At 33.7% G+C, this 17,461-nt stretch carries 21 protein-coding genes; 11 read left to right on the top strand and 10 right to left on the bottom strand.

Annotated features, from left to right (window positions below; translation table 11 throughout):
• Nucleotides 1-15: 15 nt before the first annotated feature.
• Nucleotides 16-627 carry a nucleoside triphosphate pyrophosphatase gene (locus HA144_RS06705; protein WP_209043317.1) on the top strand — a complete coding sequence of 204 codons (612 nt, stop codon included), beginning with the start codon at nucleotides 16-18 and terminating at the stop codon, nucleotides 625-627.
• A 57-nt stretch (nucleotides 628-684) separates the two neighbouring features.
• Here HA144_RS06705 and psbC read toward each other — a convergent pair whose 3' ends face one another.
• Both psbC and psbD read right to left on the bottom strand, forming a co-directional pair.
• Nucleotides 685-2,067 (bottom strand): photosystem II reaction center protein CP43, encoded by a 1,383-nt coding sequence (gene psbC / locus HA144_RS06700; RefSeq protein ID WP_011818757.1) that lies wholly within the window; start codon nucleotides 2,065-2,067, stop codon nucleotides 685-687.
• Complete coding sequence (psbD, locus tag HA144_RS06695; RefSeq protein ID WP_002807316.1) at nucleotides 2,051-3,127, bottom strand: photosystem II D2 protein (photosystem q(a) protein); 1,077 nt, start codon at nucleotides 3,125-3,127, stop codon at nucleotides 2,051-2,053. The genes psbC and psbD overlap by 17 nt, the downstream gene beginning before the upstream one ends.
• Before the next feature lie 178 nt (nucleotides 3,128-3,305).
• Between psbD and HA144_RS06690 the strand changes: the two genes are divergently transcribed.
• The gene (locus tag HA144_RS06690; RefSeq protein ID WP_209043316.1) at nucleotides 3,306-3,863 is read left to right on the top strand and encodes a photosystem I assembly protein Ycf4; all 558 of its coding nucleotides are present in this window, start codon (nucleotides 3,306-3,308) and stop codon (nucleotides 3,861-3,863) included.
• A 134-nt stretch (nucleotides 3,864-3,997) separates the two neighbouring features.
• Nucleotides 3,998-4,516, top strand: coding sequence for a peptidylprolyl isomerase (locus HA144_RS06685; protein ID WP_348535048.1), 519 nt, complete (start codon nucleotides 3,998-4,000; stop codon nucleotides 4,514-4,516).
• Here the strand turns inward: HA144_RS06685 and ilvN are convergent.
• Together ilvN and HA144_RS06675 are read right to left on the bottom strand one after the other, a co-directional pair.
• Complete coding sequence (gene ilvN / locus HA144_RS06680) at nucleotides 4,513-5,037, bottom strand: acetolactate synthase small subunit (protein ID WP_012008031.1); 525 nt, start codon at nucleotides 5,035-5,037, stop codon at nucleotides 4,513-4,515. The two genes, HA144_RS06685 and ilvN, sit on opposite strands and share 4 nt — an antisense overlap.
• Before the next feature lie 7 nt (nucleotides 5,038-5,044).
• Entirely contained in the window at nucleotides 5,045-5,989 is a 945-nt protein-coding gene (locus HA144_RS06675; protein WP_209043314.1) for an alpha/beta fold hydrolase, read from the bottom strand.
• Nucleotides 5,990-6,082: 93 nt separating this feature from the next.
• Between HA144_RS06675 and petM the strand changes: the two genes are divergently transcribed.
• From petM to infA, 4 genes are all read left to right on the top strand, one after another.
• Nucleotides 6,083-6,181 carry a cytochrome b6-f complex subunit PetM gene (gene petM / locus HA144_RS06670; protein WP_011132786.1) on the top strand — a complete coding sequence of 33 codons (99 nt, stop codon included), beginning with the start codon at nucleotides 6,083-6,085 and terminating at the stop codon, nucleotides 6,179-6,181.
• 57 nt (nucleotides 6,182-6,238) lie between these two features.
• Complete coding sequence (locus HA144_RS06665; RefSeq protein ID WP_209043313.1) at nucleotides 6,239-7,201, top strand: NAD(P)H-binding protein; 963 nt, start codon at nucleotides 6,239-6,241, stop codon at nucleotides 7,199-7,201.
• Between the two features lie 54 nt (nucleotides 7,202-7,255).
• Nucleotides 7,256-7,468, top strand: a complete 213-nt coding sequence (locus HA144_RS06660) for a hypothetical protein (protein WP_209043312.1) — start codon at nucleotides 7,256-7,258, stop codon at nucleotides 7,466-7,468.
• Between the two features lie 92 nt (nucleotides 7,469-7,560).
• Nucleotides 7,561-7,827: a translation initiation factor IF-1 gene (gene infA, locus HA144_RS06655; protein ID WP_025930657.1), complete on the top strand. Its 267-nt coding sequence runs from the start codon at nucleotides 7,561-7,563 to the stop codon at nucleotides 7,825-7,827.
• A gap of 9 nt (nucleotides 7,828-7,836) precedes the next feature.
• Here infA and trxB read toward each other — a convergent pair whose 3' ends face one another.
• The 3 genes from trxB to HA144_RS06640 form a co-directional block, all read right to left on the bottom strand.
• On the bottom strand, nucleotides 7,837-9,213 hold the full coding sequence (trxB, locus tag HA144_RS06650) for a thioredoxin-disulfide reductase (RefSeq protein WP_209043311.1): 1,377 nt from the start codon (nucleotides 9,211-9,213) through the stop codon (nucleotides 7,837-7,839).
• 79 nt (nucleotides 9,214-9,292) lie between these two features.
• A complete protein-coding gene (locus tag HA144_RS06645; protein WP_209043310.1) occupies nucleotides 9,293-9,517 on the bottom strand; it encodes a hypothetical protein in 225 nt (74 codons plus the stop codon).
• Between the two features lie 155 nt (nucleotides 9,518-9,672).
• Nucleotides 9,673-10,251, bottom strand: coding sequence for an EF-1 guanine nucleotide exchange domain-containing protein (locus HA144_RS06640; RefSeq protein WP_209043309.1), 579 nt, complete (start codon nucleotides 10,249-10,251; stop codon nucleotides 9,673-9,675).
• A 127-nt stretch (nucleotides 10,252-10,378) separates the two neighbouring features.
• Between HA144_RS06640 and HA144_RS06635 the strand changes: the two genes are divergently transcribed.
• The 4 genes from HA144_RS06635 to HA144_RS06620 are packed head-to-tail and all read left to right on the top strand — an operon-like array spanning nucleotide 10,379 to nucleotide 14,329.
• Nucleotides 10,379-11,509: a Re/Si-specific NAD(P)(+) transhydrogenase subunit alpha gene (locus tag HA144_RS06635; protein WP_209043308.1), complete on the top strand. Its 1,131-nt coding sequence runs from the start codon at nucleotides 10,379-10,381 to the stop codon at nucleotides 11,507-11,509.
• A 12-nt stretch (nucleotides 11,510-11,521) separates the two neighbouring features.
• Complete coding sequence (locus HA144_RS06630; protein WP_011376791.1) at nucleotides 11,522-11,815, top strand: NAD(P) transhydrogenase subunit alpha; 294 nt, start codon at nucleotides 11,522-11,524, stop codon at nucleotides 11,813-11,815.
• An 8-nt stretch (nucleotides 11,816-11,823) separates the two neighbouring features.
• Nucleotides 11,824-13,263, top strand: coding sequence for an NAD(P)(+) transhydrogenase (Re/Si-specific) subunit beta (locus HA144_RS06625; protein WP_209043307.1), 1,440 nt, complete (start codon nucleotides 11,824-11,826; stop codon nucleotides 13,261-13,263).
• Nucleotides 13,244-14,329, top strand: a complete 1,086-nt coding sequence (locus HA144_RS06620; protein WP_209043306.1) for a serine aminopeptidase domain-containing protein — start codon at nucleotides 13,244-13,246, stop codon at nucleotides 14,327-14,329. Before HA144_RS06625 ends, HA144_RS06620 begins: the two co-directional genes overlap by 20 nt.
• On the opposite strand, the gene HA144_RS06615 is transcribed toward HA144_RS06620, so the two are convergent.
• The 3 genes from HA144_RS06615 to cysS all read right to left on the bottom strand — a co-directional run bounded on the left by HA144_RS06615 (nucleotide 14,316) and on the right by cysS (nucleotide 17,444).
• Nucleotides 14,316-14,660, bottom strand: coding sequence for a (2Fe-2S) ferredoxin domain-containing protein (locus HA144_RS06615; protein ID WP_209043305.1), 345 nt, complete (start codon nucleotides 14,658-14,660; stop codon nucleotides 14,316-14,318). The two genes, HA144_RS06620 and HA144_RS06615, sit on opposite strands and share 14 nt — an antisense overlap.
• Before the next feature lie 2 nt (nucleotides 14,661-14,662).
• A complete protein-coding gene (locus HA144_RS06610; RefSeq protein WP_209043304.1) occupies nucleotides 14,663-15,892 on the bottom strand; it encodes a 1-deoxy-D-xylulose-5-phosphate reductoisomerase in 1,230 nt (409 codons plus the stop codon).
• 82 nt (nucleotides 15,893-15,974) lie between these two features.
• Nucleotides 15,975-17,444, bottom strand: coding sequence for a cysteine--tRNA ligase (gene cysS, locus HA144_RS06605; RefSeq protein ID WP_209043303.1), 1,470 nt, complete (start codon nucleotides 17,442-17,444; stop codon nucleotides 15,975-15,977).
• Between the last annotated feature and the right edge of the window lie 17 nt (nucleotides 17,445-17,461).

Genomic DNA, 17,461 nt, shown 5'->3' with positions numbered 1-17,461 from the left:
TTTGGTAAAAAATTTGTGTTAATTCTAGCCTCTGCTTCCCAATCTAGAAAGAAATTACTTGAAAATTGTCAAATTGAATTTATCCAGATATCAAGTGATTTTGATGAAACTACTATTCAAGAAAAAAACATATTTAATTTAGCTTTGGAATTATCTTTTCAAAAGGCCAATAGTCTGTTTGTAAACATTCATAAAATACCATTGCCCAAAGATTTTAATTATGGTCCTTTGGAAATACTTGGGTGTGATTCAATTTTTGAATTTAAAGGAAAAGCTTATGGAAAACCATCTAATAAAAAAGAGGCATTTATTAGATGGCAAAAAATGTCTGGAGAATTTGGATTTTTACATACTGGTCATACTCTAATAATTGGAAATTTTGATTCAACTTCCAAAATCTTTGAAATCACTGAAATAATAAAAAAAACAGTAAGTTCAAGAGTTTATTTTTCTAAGTTGCAAGATTGGGAAATCAAGAGTTATGTAGATACAAATGAACCTTTATATTGTGCTGGAGGATTTGCTTTGGAAGGTATAGGCGGTAAATATATAGAAAAAATAGAGGGTTGCTTCAGTAATGTGATGGGATTAAGCTTACCATGGCTCAGAAAAAATTTAAATAAATAAGAAAATTTACAAAAAAAAACCCTATCTATAGATAGGGTTTTTCATATGAAATAGAAATTAATCTAAATCAGGCATTTCTAGAGCTGGTTCACTCTTTCTGTCGATTCCTTTTTCGAAACCAGCAGCGGCTGCTCTAGCACGTCCAGCATGCCAAAGGTGACCGATGAATGTAAACCATCCTAGGAAGAATTGAGCTGCAGCTAACCATTGTCTTAGGTTAACGAAGTTAACAGCATTGGGCTCAGTAATGATTCCACCAACAGAGTTGATAGAAGCGTTAGGAGCATGAGTCATATATTCAGCAGCTCTTCTAACTTGCCAAGGTTGAATATCATTTTGGATTTTCTCAAGGCTTAATCCATTAGGACCTCTTAAAGGCTCTAACCATGGACCTCTGAAGTCCCAAAATCTCATTGTTTCGCCACCAAATATAATTTCACCAGTAGGAGATCTCATGAGATACTTACCTAGACCTGTTGGTCCCATTGTTGAACCTACGTTAGCTCCAATTCTTTGATCTCTCACAAGGAAAGTAAAGCTTTGGGCCTGTGAAGCTTCAGCATTTGTTGGGCCGTAAAATTCTGAAGGGTAAGCAGTATTGTTAAACCAGATGAATGTTGAAGCAATAAAACTTGCTACACAAATTCCACCAAGTGCATAACTTAATAGTCCTTCACCATTCCAAATGAATGCTCTTCTCGCCCATCCAAAAGGTTTGGTAAAGATATGGAATATTCCTCCAATAATTGCAGTTATACCCACATAGACATGTCCACCGACAATATCTTCAATGGAGTTAACACCGATTATTGAACCAGCTCCACCCCAAGGAGATCTAAATAGATATCCAAGAATAACTCTTGGATCCAAAGTTGGGTTAACAAGTCTGACTTCACCACCACCAGGTGCCCATGTGTCATATGCACCACCAATAAAACACCAGTTTACTGACCATGCTAATGCACCTACACCTAGAACAATCAAATGATATCCGAGGATATTTGTCATTTGATTTTTGTCTCTCCAATCAGTAGAGAAAAATGGAAAATCTTCTTCAAGTTTTTCTGGACCTGCTAATGAATGATAAATACCACCAAAACCAAGAACAGCAGAAGCTATCAAGTGAACCACGCCTGCCTGGAAGAAAGGCATGATATCAGTAACTTCACCACCTGGGCCTATTCCATAACCAAACATTGCGACGTGTGGCATACAGATTAAACCTTGCTCCCACATTGGTTTATCAAAAGTAAAATGATTAACCTCGAAGAGCATCATTGCTCCCGCCCAAAAGACTATTAGTCCAGAGTGAGCAATGTGAGCTCCTAATAAACGTCCAGATAAATTGATTAATCTAGCGTTGCCTACATACCAGGCATAACCAGTTTCCTCAATACTTTGGTTTGGAGCTCTTAATAAGTTATTAAAGGGCGTTTCCACGTGGAAGAACCTCCTCAGGGAATACAAAGTTTTCGTGTGGTTGATCCACAGAAGACATCCATGCTCGCATACCTTCGTTCAAAAGTATATTTTTTGTATAGAAAGTTTCAAATTCTGGATCTTCTGCTGCACGGATTTCTTGGCTTACGAAATCATAAGCTCTTAGGTTTAGTGCTAAGCCGACAATACCAATTGAAGATGTCCACATACCCATTACAGGTACAAATAGCATCAAGAAGTGTAAGAAACGCTTGTTTGAGAAAGCAATACCGAAGATTTGACTCCAGAATCTGTTAGCTGTAATCATTGAATAAGTTTCTTCTTCTTGAGTTGGATCAAAAGCTCTGAATGTAGAACTTTGAACTTTTCCATCTGTATAGATACTTGTATCTTCATACAAAGTATTTTGAACTGTAGCTCCATGGATAGCGCAAAGTAGAGCACCACCAAGAATACCAGCAACACCCATCATGTGAAATGGGTTTAAAGTGATATTGTGAAAACCTTGAATAAACAGGATGTAACGGAAGATCGCTGCAACACCAAATGAAGGTGCGAAGAACCAACTGTGCTGTCCTAAAGGATAAATAAGGAAAATACTTGTGAATACTGCAATTACTGCCGAGAAAGCTAATGCGTTGTATGGTCTAATTCCAACAAGGCCAGCAATTTCAAACTGACGAAGCATAAAGCCAATAAGGCCAAATACTCCATGTAATGCAACGAAGTTCCAAAGACCACCAAGTTGTAGCCATCTTACGAAACTACCTTGGGCTTCAGGACCCCATAAAAATAGAAGACTGTGTCCCATGGCATCACCAGGGGTACTTACAGCTGCTGTTAAGAAGTTACAACCTTCAAGGTATGAGCTTGCAACTCCGTGTGTGTACCAAGAGGTAACAAATGTTGTTCCGACGAACCAACCACCTATAGCAAGATATGCACAAGGAAGTAGAAGTAATCCGGACCAACCAATAAATACAAAGCGGTCGCGCTTCAACCAATCATCAAGGACATCAAACCATCCTCTTTGTGGGGCGCTACCAACTGCGATCGTCATGAGAAATCGTTTTAGCTTCGGGATACGCAGTGACTGTAACAAAGATTGAGAGTAATGTGGGGAAATATTTGGATATCTGAAATGCCTTGTAAAGCTTTCCTGACTTTTTTATTAAAAAATAGGTAAGAATACTCCCTTAGTTTGTTAAATTATCTGGATTAGGCTCTAAAAAATAAAAATGAATTCAGACCTCACTTCTTTCGATAAAATCGAACAAAAAATTGGTGGATCAAGAAAAATCTCGAATTATATTATTGGTGGAATGCTTACGATTGGGGGGATTGGTTTTCTATTGGCCTCTTTATCAAGCTACACGGGGAGGGATTTATTACCATTAGGTAACCCTTCGACTTTATTGTTTATACCTCAAGGAATAATAATGGGAGCTTATGGTTTAATAGCTAATTTATTAAATTTTTATTTATGGTATTTGGTTTATATAAATTTTGGGTCAGGAAGTAATTTATTTGATAAATCATCAAAATCTGTAGAGATTAAAAGAAAAGGTTTATTTAAGGATATTGAAGTTAAATTAAATTTCGATGACATTAAATCAGTTAAGTTAGATATAAGCGAGGGATTTAATCCTAGAAGAAGGATTGCTTTGGTACTCAAAGGCAGAAAAAAACCCCTTCCTCTAACAGGAGCAGGCGAACTTAAACCACTCCTACAAGTTGAAGAAGAGGGCGCTCGGCTCGCGAAATTTTTGAATGTTAATTTGGAGGGTTTAAAATAAAGATAAAAAATTTTTTAAGAGTAATATCTTTAATCCAAGTTTTATTTTTGGTGCCTGCTTGTAGTTTCAATAAAGAGATCGATTCAAATTATTTTTGTCAAAAATTTGAATTTAGTTGTTTAAAAGAAAATAAAGTGGTTTCTTTTAAAACTTCAAAAGGTGATTTTGAGGTTAAATTATTTGGCAAGGATAATCCAGTAACCGTAACAAACTTCATAGAAAATATAAATAATAATATTTACTTAAATAAAAAGTTCTATAAAATAATAAATTTTCCCCAAATAAGATTTATTCATGGAGGAGTTAATCCGGATAATGAATTTTATACTAAAAAGAATCAAACTTTGAATAAAAAAATTCCTTCAATACCATTAGAGATAAAATTTAAAGAGGAAATTAAGCCAAGATATAACTATCAAATAAAAAATCCTTATGAAACTGAAAATTTAGTAAATACTTTTGAGGAGGGTTCCATCGCAATGGTTAAAAGCGGTAAAAATGACTCTTCATCTACTGAATTTTTTTTTGTGACAAATAGGATTCCAGAACTAGACGGAAGATATTCAATTTTTGGGAAAATTATAAAAGGATTAGATGTACTTGAAAAAATTGGTCTAGAAGACTACATACATGAAGTCCAGATATTAAATTAAATTTCAAGAGAATATTTGTTGATTTTCAACATTTCTGTATTAACTCCAGAAGAACGTTTTAAAGCTACCTTGCCAGTTCTCGCTATTTCAAGAATGCCGTAAGGTTCTAATAATTTCTCTAAAGCAACTAACTTTCCAGGATCTCCTACTACTTCAAGAGTTAGCGCTATATCTGAAACGTCAACAACTTTTGCGCGGAAAATCTGAACTATATCTAGGATGTTACTTCTTGTATCTTCTTTCGAAGAAACTTTTAGTAGCATCAATTCCCTCTCAACAGCTGCGAGATTAGTAAAATCTACAACTCCCAGAACATTAAATAATTTATTAAGTTGCTTAGTCATTTGTTGAAGGGTCTCATCGTCACCTTCTACAACCATTGTTAACCTTGAAATACCTTTTGATTCTGCAGGCCCTACTGCAAGACTATCTATATTAAATCCTCTTCTAGCAAAGAGACCTGAGATTCTACTCAAAGCTCCTGACTCGTCTTCTACAAGAACTGATAATGTATGTTTCATATTTTAATTAAAAGGTTTTTAAATCTCGAATCCATTTATAAGAGATTCTATTGAATACTGAAGGATCTTCATCATGGATACAATGCCCTGAATTAGGTACTATTTTTAATTTTACCCATCTATGAAATTTTGCAATCTTTTTACCTATAAACAAAGGTATGAAATTATCTTTATCTCCCCAAATTAATAAAAAAGGAACTTTTTTTGAGGCACTTAGTTTTCTTAAAAGGTAAGATGCTTGAAATTTCTCCTCTCTTGTAGACATTCCAATACACATTGCTCTTAATGATCTGGCTGAAGTTCTTCTTAATACTGGTTTGGTTACTAAATCGATTAGTTCACTATTAATATTTTCTTTTTTGTAATAGGCAGAATTTAGGCCCAGCCTTATGATATTCAATTTGGTTATTAAAAATAAAATTATCTCTAAGGGGAAAAATATAAAAAATATATATATGAATTTATCTTTAAATTGTTTAAATAACTTTTTATTTATTATTTTCTTTTTTTTCCCATAAATTTGATCTGGTAGAGGTGAAGCTATTACTGATGCAATTTGGTCCTCAAATGATACAGCACATGTTAAAGCCACTAATGATCCAAGAGAATTGCCAATAAGTATGACTTTAGAAGAATTCTTTGGTCTAACAATCTGTGTAATAAAGTCTTTCACTTGATTACCCCAAATTTCATTATTTAATCTTCCAATTTGTCTTATCCCGGGTTGATCTGAGTCCCCAAATCCAATTAAATCTAAAGAATAGGAGGCACAATTCCTTTCTGCAAAATATTCTAAATTGTTTCTCCAATGGTTCCTGTTGGCACCAAATCCGTGTAGAAATATAATCGGAATTTTATTATCTTCACCTGTTACACTCCAACAAATCTTAAACCCATTCCAATCCCAGTAATTGGAAAAGTTAATCTTTTCTTTTTTAAAATTTGTATTCATATATTCAAAAATTTTCAAGATATTTGCATTATCTTGTTTTTTAACAAATAAACGTATATTGAATGTAAATTATAGTAACGATCAAATTTTACTATGGCAAAAGAAATTTTTAGTATTGCGGCAGTTTTTTGGATATTAATACCGATAGGACTCGTTGGTGGCGCACTATTATTAAAATTTCAGGGAGATTGATTCTCACGAATAGATAACAAAGTGAGTTATTGTCTACAGGTTAAGTAAATCTTAAATATGAAGATTCTTTTGGTAGGAGCGACAGGAACCCTTGGAAGGCAAATAGCAAAGCAGGCTATAGAAGATGGGCATGAAGTAAGATGCTTTGTTAGAAATCCAAGAAAGGCTTCTTTTCTTCAAGAATGGGGTTGTGAACTAACAAAAGGAAATTTATTAAATTCTCCAGATATTGAATATGCATTGCAAGATATTGAAGTTGTTATTGATGCAGCCACTAGTAGACCAGATGACCCAAAGAGTATTTATGAAACAGATTGGGATGGAAAACTTAACTTATTCAATGCTTGTGAATCTTTAAAAGTAAAAAGAGTAATATTCCTCTCAATACTATTAACAGAAAAATTTAGAAATGTTCCATTGATGGACATTAAGTACTGTACTGAGAAACTTCTTGAGAATTCTGATCTAGAATATACGATCTTCAAATGTGCAGCTTTTATGCAAGGAGTTATAGGACAATTTGCTATCCCAGTCTTAGATAGTCAAGCAGTCTGGATGAGTGGAACTCCAACGAAAATTGCTTATATGAATACTCAAGACATGGCAAAAATTATTGTTGCAGCAGTTAATAATCCAAAAACTTATAGAACCTCATTGCCCCTAGTTGGTCCCCAAGCCTGGAATTCAAATGAAGTTATATCCCTATGTGAAAAATTTAGTGACAAAAAGGCTAAAGTTTTTAGAGTCTCCCCCTTTCTCATTAGTGTCACTCAAAAAGTAGTTTCTTTTTTCCAAGATTCATTAAATGTCGCAGAAAGATTGGCTTTCGCAGAAGTAACAAGTAGTGGAGAATCATTAGATGCTGATATGAGCAAAACCTATGAAATATTGGAAATTAAAAAAGAAGATATGACATCATTAGAGAGCTACATTAAAGAGTACTACCAACAAATACTTAAAAGACTAAGAGAGATGGAAGCAGATCTTAATATTGAAGAAAAAAAGAGATTACCATTTTAATATTGCATTTCAGAAATTATATAGTAAATTTGTACTATATTCTAGTGTGATGTTATGTCCCTTTCCAAATCTAAAAATCTTGAACGAAAACTTGATATTTTTGCAAAAGAAGCAAAAAATGAATTGAATAATGTTTGTGGATCTTCATTATGGGAAAATCTTGGCTTTGTTTTTTTTGATCAATTAGAAGATTCTGAGAAAATTGCGAAGGCTAATTTCTACTATGGTCAGCTTCAAATAATTAATGAAATCAAATTTTCCGTTTAAATTAAATTCTATATTTTACTTATGCAATTTTTCTTAAATCAATTTTGGCCAATCTTTTTCTGATAATATAAACCTAGAAAAATAATTATTTAATGATTGAAACTTCTGGAGTAATAGAAAAAGAGCAGGGAAATGGTTTTTATTTGGTTACCCTAGAGCAGCCTGAAGGTCATCAATGTTTATGCAGGGCCGCAGGTAAATTGACTAAATTTAGAATTAAATTATTAGCTGGAGACAAAGTTTTAGTTGAGATAAGTCCTTATGATCTTTCTAGAGGGAGGATAACTTATCGAGAAAGGAATGCCGGTGGAGGAAGACCTACAACCAATAAAAATAATCCTAAGAGGAATAATAAGTAAGCAATTATTTTAGATAATATTTTTTATCGCTTCTTTAAATTCACTTCTTTGTTTAACACCTTGCCATTGCTTTTTTAATAATTTTTCTTTAAAAAGTTGAACTGTTGGTGTGCCGTTAATACCAGCTTGTTTTGCAATATCTTGATCTTTATCAATATCTATTTCAACACCTAAAACTGCACCATCAAGTTCTTTAATTACTCTTTTTAACTGAGGTTTCAAAACATGACATGGGCCGCAGCTTGGTGAACTAAAAATTACTAGGATAGGTTTTTTACTCTCGTGATAAAGTTTCCTTAATGCATAACTGCCTTTTTGCCATTCAGAGTTTGAATCGAAAGTAGTTTCATTAACTTCGTCTTCATTAAAATCCGATGAATTAAGTTTTTTTTCTGGTTCAGGTGTTTCTCTTAATATAGTTTTTGCTAAGTTTTTCTCGGCTAGCCACCTTTCGGTAGCTAATGCTGCCATACATCCTGTTCCTGCGGCAGTGACTCCTTGTCTCCACTCTGAATCAACAACATCACCTGCTGCGAAAATACCTTCGATAGATGTTTCTGGTCTTCCTGATTTGCAAGAAATATATCCTTTATTATCTAAATCAATTTTGTTGTCTAAAAACTTCGTATTTGGTGTATGACCTATCGCGTAAAAGAGACCCTTTACATTGATTTCCCCTTTACCCTCTTGAGAGTGAATAGTTTCTATCTTTTCAAGCCATTCAGAACCATCAGCTTTATCAACTTTTGTGTTCCAATGGATTTCTATCTTTGGATTAGCTTTTACTCTATCAACCATCGCTGCGCTAGCCCTTAATTTTTCTGATCTAACAATCAAATGCACTTTGCTGCCGTACTTAGTAAGGTATGCTGCTTCTTCACATGCAGAGTCCCCTCCTCCTATGACAGCTAATTCTTCATCTCTGAATTGTGGGGTCGCTCCATCACATATTGCACAAGCACTTATTCCTTTACTCCAGAATTTATCTTCATTAATCACGCCTAATCTATTAGCACTTGCTCCAGTTGCAATAATAATTGAGTTAGCTTTTATGGTTCCTTCTAAAGTTTTTAGTTCAAAAGGGTGTGAATCAGTATTTATAGAAACGACATCACTCTCGTATAAGTTTGTACCCCATCTTTCTGCTTGAGCTTTCATGAGATCCATCAATTCAGGCCCCAGTATTCCATCGGGAAAACCTGGATAGTTCTCAACAAATGTTGTAGTCATTAATTGCCCACCTGGAATTCCTCCGGAATTAAATCCTGTCACAAGCAAAGGTTGAAGATTTGCCCTTGCTGCATAAATTGCAGCTGTATAACCTGCAGGACCTGAACCAATAATTACAACATTTTCTACGTTTGAATTTGTCTCTTTATTTTCCATTTATTTACTATTTTCATTATTAATAATAATAAATAAACACAATTAATGAAGGTCCGGTTTCAAACAATGAATTTATTAATTAGTCGTTGACTTTTTGATCTAATAATTCTTTTAATTCTTTTGGAAAGTTTAAAACAGAATTTCTTAAATTTTCGTTCTTTTCTCCAATATGCAATATCCACTCTCTAAATTCTTCTGCTATTGCATAACTGTCTTCATATCTTTCTAGAGTATCCATAACAGATATTCTATTGGTAGCCCAACAGGTCGCAATATCAATTCTTTTTCTAATGAAATTGTCCATCGAACACTTAAAAGTTGTATATAGATAAACACATCAAAGAACAGATGTATTGTCTAATAAGTTACAACTTTGTACTTTCAAACAATAATTTAATCTTTCGTTTATATTTGAACTGTTTTTTGTGCCAATTATAAAGAAAATATAAAGAAATATAGTTAAACTGCCTCGCTATGATTTGCAAGTAACCTTTCAACTTCCTCAAAACCCTCTTTAGCAGAATTTATTGCAAGTTCTTCGCTAACTTTTTCTTCTGATATTAATTTTGTGGAAATTTTCTTTAAAAGAGATTCTTTCTTTTCTCTTAGTGAACTAACAATTTCTTCTTCAATGATAGATTTTATTGCCTTAGAAATTATTTTTTTATCATTTGCTTCCTCAAATGTCCCCTGGACTAATTCCTGAATAAATAATCGATGCACCTCACTACTCCTTAGAAAGCTTTCTGTGGCATTGATAATTCCTTCAACAAGAGCTTCATCAGGTTCAGAATCATTTTCTGCAAGTTTAAATTCCCAATCTAAATGTCTTCTTTGCCAACCTGCTGAGTGGAGACTGGGCATGACTGTCTGTGAATAAGTGTCAACTGACATTTCATAAATTCTCTCTGCTAATTTCTCGCACCAGTCTTTTCCATGCTTTTCTAGATTTTTCTGCATAGCTTGCCTTGGAACGGCATGACCACCATGATGGCTGTGGCATACTCCATCAGGACATTCGATTGCTTTTATACTCATTAGATTATTTAGTACATCTATATTCTAGATAGCTATTTTTTAAAGAAAAGAAAATATATTTTTAACAAAAATCCAAGACTTTTGACTTTCTTCAATTTATATTTAGTATGTTAAAAAAGTAAATAAATTGACAAAGATACTTATTCCTTCCGAAACAAGCGCTGGTGAAAGGAGAGTTTCAGCTACTCCAGAAGCAGTAAAGAAATTAAAAAGCCTTGGATGTGATGTTTATATTGAAACTTCAGCAGGAAAATTATCAGGATTTAGTGACCTATCATATGAAGAATCGGGCGGAACAATAATAAGTAACTTAGATCAAAAATTTTGGGGTGAAGCTGACATAATATTTTGTGTTCAAACCCCATCAGAGGATAATTTAACTAAATTAAAAAAAGGCGCTATTCTTCTGGGTCTTCTTAACCCATATGGTAATAAAGAACTCCTTAGGATTTTAAATAGTAATAAAATTTCAGCTTTATCACTAGAGTTGCTTCCTAGAATCAGTAGAGCTCAATCATCTGATGTTCTTTCTTCACAGGCCAATATTGCTGGATATAAAGCAGTTCTTTTAGCTGCAAGTGAGTTAGATAGATATTTCCCAATGCTTATGACTGCAGCAGGTACAGTCCAACCTGCCAAAGTAGTTGTTCTTGGTGGAGGCGTTGCAGGATTGCAGGCAGTTGCGACAGCAAAAAGACTTGGTGCAATAGTATTTGTATCTGATATTAGACCTGCTGTTAAAGAACAAGTTGAGTCCCTCGGAGCAAGATTTATAGAACTTCCTGAAGTGGACGAAAAACCAGCAGAGGCTGGAGGTTATGCAAAAGCTGTAACTCCTGAATTTCTATCAAAACAGAAAGCTACTTTAACTAAATATTTATCTGAAGCTGATGTTGCTATATGTACTGCGCAAGTTCTAGGTAAAAAAGCTCCTGTTTTAATAGATTTTCCTATGATTGAAAAAATGAGGCCTGGTGCAGTAGTGATTGATTTGGCAGTTTCTCAGGGAGGCAATTGTGAAGGAACAAAATCAAATGAAACTATTATCAAAGATGGGGTAAAACTTATAGGCGCGGGGGAATTACCCTCATCAGTTCCTTATGATGCAAGTTCACTTTATGCTAAGAACTTAACATCTTTGATTACACCTTTTATAAATGATGGTGTAATTAAATTAGATAAAGAGGATGAACTCATTTCAGGATGCTTATTAAGCGATGAAGGAGTTGTTCTCCAAAATAAAGTTTTTGAAAATTGAGGTCTTAAAATTATGTCTTTTATAAGTCTTCTTTGGGTTCTTTTACTTGGTAGTTTATTAGGTCTCGAGTTAATTGGGAAAGTTCCTCCTACGCTTCACACACCTTTAATGAGTGGAGCAAATGCAATTTCAGGAATAACAATGCTTGCAGCTTTGACTTTAATTGTAAAAGCAGGAGAAAATGTGCCTCTTTTAATTATTGGTTCAGTTTCTCTTGGATTCGCTCTTTTCAATGTTGTGGGAGGTTTCTTTGTAACTGATCGAATGCTCGCAATGTTTAGCCGTAAACCATCAAATAAAAAGTAATTATTAGCATGAATCTACCTGTAATCATTAAATTCATTATTGACCTTCTAGCTGTACTTTTACTGGCTTTGGGAATAAAAGGATTGTCAAAAGTAAAGTCAGCAAGAGATGCTAATAGATTAGCTGCATTTGCAATGTCGCTATCAGTAATAGGATTACTATCTTTTTATTTGGGTACATCTGGAATTCCTATTCAGTCTTGGATTTGGATAATAATTGGATCAATCATAGGAAGTTTGTTCGGAGCAATACTTGCAAAAAAAGTACCCATGACATCCATGCCTGAAACAGTTGCATTGTTTAATGGTTGTGGTGGAATGTCATCACTTTTAGTCGCCTTGGGAGTAGCTATTTTCCCTATATCTAATAGTGTAGAAAATCTTGATTTTTTTAAGTCGCTTATTAACGAAGTTTCTATATCTGTTTCTATATTTGTAGGTGCAATAACTTTCACTGGTTCGATTGTCGCAATGGCAAAGTTACAGGGTTGGTTGTCAACGCCAGGATGGACTCAGAGCAAAGTTAGACATTTTGTAAATATAGTTTTTGCAGTTGCTTCATTGATTGCTTTTTTTGATCTGATAAATGGCAATACAATTTCTATTTGGCTTTTAGTTATAGTTTCTTCTTTATTGGGTATCGGAGTTACTTTGCCAATTGGTGGAGCTGATATGCCAGTTGTTATATCGCTATTAAATAGCTACTCAGGAATAGCAGCAGCAGCAGCAGGTTTTGTTGTAGATAGTCAGCTTTTGATAGTGGCAGGTGCAATGGTTGGAGCCGCTGGTTTAATACTTACTCAAGTAATGTGCAAGGGTATGAATAGATCTTTGGTTTCAGTCCTTTTTGGAGGCTCTTTATCTGCGCAAAGTACTGCTTCTTCTGGATCAAGAGAATATACAAATATAACTTCTTGTAGTGTTGAAGAATGTGCATTGACTTTAGAGGCTGCAAACAAGGTAATAATTGTTCCTGGCTATGGTCTTGCAGTAGCTCAAGCCCAACATACATTAAGGGAGGTAACAAAAAAACTAGAACAAAATGGTATTGAAGTTGTCTATGCAATACATCCTGTAGCTGGGAGGATGCCGGGACATATGAATGTACTTTTGGCAGAAGCAGATGTTCCTTACGAACAACTTAAAGAGATGGACGTTGTAAATCCTGATTTTCCAGCAACGGATGTCGTTTTAGTTTTAGGAGCAAATGATGTAGTTAATCCTCAGGCGAAAAATGATAGTTCTTCTCCTTTATATGGCATGCCAGTTCTTGATGTGCAGGAAGCAAGAACGGTATTTGTAATTAAAAGAGGTATGAGTGCAGGTTATTCAGGAATAAAAAATGATTTATTTGATCTACCAAATACTTCTATGGTCTTTGGTGATGCAAAGAAGGTGTTAAATGATCTTATTGGAGAATTAAAGGATCTTGGAGTTGGGGAGAAATAATAGTATATCTTCAAGTTTTTCAGATTACTTAAAAAATAAGCCATTTCGGGAAGTCTTACCTTGGATAGGTGGCGACTTACAAACTTTGAGAGATACTTTTGTTATTGATTTTGGTAAATCAAAAAAAAATAAAAAAATATTCTTTCCAATTAATAAAATACTATCTGAAAAATTTGAATGCGATTATCTCCTGGGATTCTTAGAGTTGCCTAAAAACTTAAGCTCTCTTAAAGGTTTTGTTATCGTTACACATGGGTTAGGGGGCTCAACTAAACGATTTGGTTTAAGAAGAATCTCTAGGAAATTAGTAAATAATGGTTTTGGAGTTCTCAAATTAAATCTAAGAGGATCTGGGCCTGCGAGATATTTAGCTAGGGGAAATTATTGTGCCAGATGCTCGAGTGATGTTATTTCAGCAATTAAATATTTTAAAAAACTAATTAAGTTAGAGTTCAAAGATCTCATTAAAATGAACAATCTTCCAATTTACGGAGTTGGATTATCTTTAGGTGGAACAATTCTTTTAAATGCCTGCTTGGATTACGATGAAAATAATAGAGAAAAACTTTTATACGGCCTAGCCTGCGTAAGTAGTCCTTTAGATTTATCATCATGCAGTCTCTGTATTGAGAAACCTAGAAATTATGTCTACCAAAAATGGTTACTTCACCGCTTAAAAAATCAGTTATGGGACGGATATAATGATGAAGGCAAAATTCTTAATAACGAGAAATTAAGAAAAAAAATTAGAAATTTAAAAAGTATAAGGGAATTTGATCAAAAATTTACAGCTCCTTGTTGGGGATTTAATTCTTTAGAAGATTATTATGCTAAAGCTTCGCCAATATCTAGAATCCAAAACTCAATAAAAAAATTACCTCTAATGCTTTTTATTCATGCCAAGGATGATCCTTGGGTTCCATATAAGGATACTTTAAATTTAAGAAAAGAATCTATTGATAAATTTACTATTTTTATAACTGAAAAAGGAGGTCACAATGGTTTCCACTCGATTAATGGCTGCTGGTCAGATGAAGTCGTAAAGAACTGGTTTATGAGTATCTAGGACTATTTAAAAATGGTGTTTTTTTAAAAATCCATTTTTCTACTGGCTTACCGTTAATAATATGTGAGGTAAAAATTTCTGAAATTTTTTCTGGAGAAACTTTTTCGTACCAAATACCGTCAGGCCAGATAAGAAGAATTGGGCCATTCTTACATATCCTTAAACAGTCAGCTTTTGATCTTAATATATGAACGTTTTTAGTAGAGGGATCATTCTCAAATTTTTTTAAAGTCTTTTTCAGACATTCCCATGTTTTTTCACCTTCATTGCCTTTAAAGCATTTCTGTTTTGTGGGGGTTGCGCATAGTAGAAGATGCTTTTTAATATTCACTTTTATCTAATACTTACGTATTTTTTTCCTTTTTTAATTTCTTGCTTAACAAAAAGTCTGGCCCAATTGTCTACTTCAAGAATATCCTCCAATTCAGGACTCAAATTCAAATTCTCCATATGTGATTCACAAGCTTTACTTATAAATGTTGGAATTTCTTGAAAAGAAATTTTTTCTTTAAGGAATTGTTCTACAGCCATTTCATTAGCAGCATTTAAGACTGCAGGCATAGTCCCAGAAGATTTACCTGCGGCATAGGCAAGTCCCATGCATGGATATTTAAACTCGTCTGGCTCTTTAAAAGTTAATTTTCCAATTTTACTTAGGTTTAATCTTTTCCAATTTGTTTTAAATCTTTCAGGCCAACTCATTGCATACAAAATAGGTAGCTTCATATCTGGCCAACCTAATTGAGCTAATACTGAAGAGTCTTCCATCTCAATCATTGAATGAATAATACTTTGAGGGTGGATAACTATTTCGATATTTTCGTAAGGGGTCCCAAATAAATAATGAGCTTCTATAACTTCTAATCCCTTGTTCATAAGAGTTGCAGAATCTACCGTTATTTTTTTTCCCATATCCCAATTAGGATGCGAAGTCGCATCTTCCACTGTGACATGCTTTAAATCCTCAACGGCCCAATCTCTGAAGGCACCACCAGAAGCAGTTAAATGTATGGCTTTTAACCCCTCAGGCATCTCTCCTGTTGAAAAATCTGCATTTTCATAATTAGGCAATCCTTGTAAACATTGAAAGATAGCAGAGTGTTCTGAATCAGCAGGTAAAAGCCTACTATTATTTTTCTTTAATGCAGGAATAACAATTGGCCCTGCTGCAATTAAAGTTTCTTTGTTAGCAAGTGCAATATTTTTTCCCGCATTAATCGCTGACATTGTTGGAATTAAGCCTGCACAGCCTACTATCCCGGTTACCACAGTATCTGCCTTATCCCACGCTGCAACGGTGTTAATCCCCTCCTTTCCTCCCAAAACCAAGGGAGCACTATCCAAATCTAAGTTATTAATATTATCTTTTAAATCTTTTAAAAGGTTTTCATCCTCAACTGCAACTACTTCTGGTTTATGTGTTTTAACTTGTTCAGTTAATAAATTAATATTTCTTCCTGCCGAAAGAGCTATGGCTTTAAACTTATCAGGCTTCTCACTAGCTATTTCGAGAGTTTGAGTCCCTATTGAACCAGTAGAACCGAGCACAGTAATGTATTTCAATTTTCTCTGATATTTCTAATATCTTCCCATTTAAAGGTGTATTTAAAAAACAAAAGTCTTAAATTGGTTTTTTTCTTAAAATTTAGACTCTTATCCATGTTGTTATCTCCTTAGAATTATCAATAAGTTCAATACCTTTCCCTTTTAACAAATTCCTAATTTCATCGGCTCTCTCATAATTCTTTCCCTTTTTTGCTTCTAATCTTTCATTAATAAGCAATGATATTTCTTCTTCTTTTATTTTGCTTTCGATTATTAAATCCTCTTTCTTTAGTCCAAGTACCTCAGTTAACTCTTTAAGGGTTTTAAAATTCTCAAGTAGAAAAAATTTTTCATTTAGATTTATTTCAAAACTTTCAACCCTTTGAAATTGGTTTAAAAAGTTTTTTAATGGTTTGGCTAAATCATAAATTATTGCAATAGCTCCTGCTGTATTAAGGTCATTACTCAAAGCTTCAGAAAATTTAAGCTTTTTTTGAGATAATTCAAAACTTATTGTATCTTTATATTTTCCTTCGATAGATTCATTTTTATTAATAGATATAAAAGCATTTTTTGTAATCTCCATAAAAGAGAGGGCTAAATTAATGTTTTTCCAAGCTTCTGAAGCACTTTTTAAAGCATCTTCAGTGAAATCAAGTGGTTTCCTATAATTTACAGTCATAACAAAATATCGCAAAGTCATTGGACTTATGCCTGACTTAATTAGTTCTCTTATTGTTTTAAAATTTTTCAGGGATTTACTCATCTTCTGCCCATTTACATTGACCATCCCATTGTGTAACCAATAATTTGCTAGCTTTTTGCCATTTGCTGCTTCTGATTGGGCGATTTCATTTTCATGATGTGGAAAAATTAAATCAGAACCTCCTAAATGGATATCAATAGTATCTCCTAATTCATCTTTAACCATCGCCGAACATTCAATGTGCCATCCTGGCCTACCTTTACCCCATGGCGAATCAAAATATGGTTCATCATCTTTGGCTTTTTTCCATAGTGCAAAATCCTGCGGATTAAGTTTTTTAGTATTTTCATCATTAGCCATTCTTCCTTGCTGATTGATATTTTGTTCTTGTATGTTTTGATTACTTAGTTTTCCATAATTTTTATTTTTAAATACAGAATAATAAACATCTCCATCCCTAGAATATGCATAACCTTTGTCCTCAAGTATTGTTATGAAAGAGCAAATATTGCAAATATGACTCGTTGCTCTTGGCATACTATCCGGGCGCATAATTCCTAAAGCATCCATATCTTTGTGAAATTCAATAATATTTTTCTCTGAGACTGCCTTCATTGAACTATTTTCTTCTTTCGCCCTTTTTAAGATCTTGTCATCAATATCTGTAAAATTCTGGACATACTTTACTTTGAAATCACTGTAAATTAAGAATCTTCTCAATACATCCCAAGCTATATAACTTCTTGCATGACCAAGATGACATAAATCATAAACAGTTACTCCACAACAATAAATTTTTACTAAATCATCAATAGGCTTAAAAACCTCAACTCTTTTGCTTAAAGTATTAAAAAGTTTGATCATCTTAAATTAAGTATTTC

The sequence above is a fragment of the Prochlorococcus marinus XMU1404 genome (assembly GCF_017696175.1).
In the GTDB taxonomy this organism is placed as follows: domain Bacteria; phylum Cyanobacteriota; class Cyanobacteriia; order PCC-6307; family Cyanobiaceae; genus Prochlorococcus_A; species Prochlorococcus_A marinus_X.
Note: the sequence above shows the minus strand (reverse complement) of the source record. Positions and strands in the feature narration are given on the sequence as shown.

Coding starts and splice junctions, on each gene's coding strand:
- psbD (WP_002807316.1), bottom strand. CDS start 3,127: ATGACGATCGCAGTTGGTAGCGCCCCACAAAGAGGATGGTTTGATGTC.
- HA144_RS06630 (WP_011376791.1), top strand. CDS start 11,522: ATGTCTTTTATAAGTCTTCTTTGGGTTCTTTTACTTGGTAGTTTATTA.
- petM (WP_011132786.1), top strand. CDS start 6,083: ATGGCAAAAGAAATTTTTAGTATTGCGGCAGTTTTTTGGATATTAATA.
- HA144_RS06660 (WP_209043312.1), top strand. CDS start 7,256: ATGTCCCTTTCCAAATCTAAAAATCTTGAACGAAAACTTGATATTTTT.
- cysS (WP_209043303.1), bottom strand. CDS start 17,444: ATGATCAAACTTTTTAATACTTTAAGCAAAAGAGTTGAGGTTTTTAAG.
- HA144_RS06640 (WP_209043309.1), bottom strand. CDS start 10,251: ATGAGTATAAAAGCAATCGAATGTCCTGATGGAGTATGCCACAGCCAT.
- HA144_RS06690 (WP_209043316.1), top strand. CDS start 3,306: ATGAATTCAGACCTCACTTCTTTCGATAAAATCGAACAAAAAATTGGT.
- infA (WP_025930657.1), top strand. CDS start 7,561: ATGATTGAAACTTCTGGAGTAATAGAAAAAGAGCAGGGAAATGGTTTT.
- HA144_RS06665 (WP_209043313.1), top strand. CDS start 6,239: ATGAAGATTCTTTTGGTAGGAGCGACAGGAACCCTTGGAAGGCAAATA.
- HA144_RS06625 (WP_209043307.1), top strand. CDS start 11,824: ATGAATCTACCTGTAATCATTAAATTCATTATTGACCTTCTAGCTGTA.
- trxB (WP_209043311.1), bottom strand. CDS start 9,213: ATGGAAAATAAAGAGACAAATTCAAACGTAGAAAATGTTGTAATTATT.
- HA144_RS06675 (WP_209043314.1), bottom strand. CDS start 5,989: ATGAATACAAATTTTAAAAAAGAAAAGATTAACTTTTCCAATTACTGG.
- HA144_RS06645 (WP_209043310.1), bottom strand. CDS start 9,517: ATGGACAATTTCATTAGAAAAAGAATTGATATTGCGACCTGTTGGGCT.
- ilvN (WP_012008031.1), bottom strand. CDS start 5,037: ATGAAACATACATTATCAGTTCTTGTAGAAGACGAGTCAGGAGCTTTG.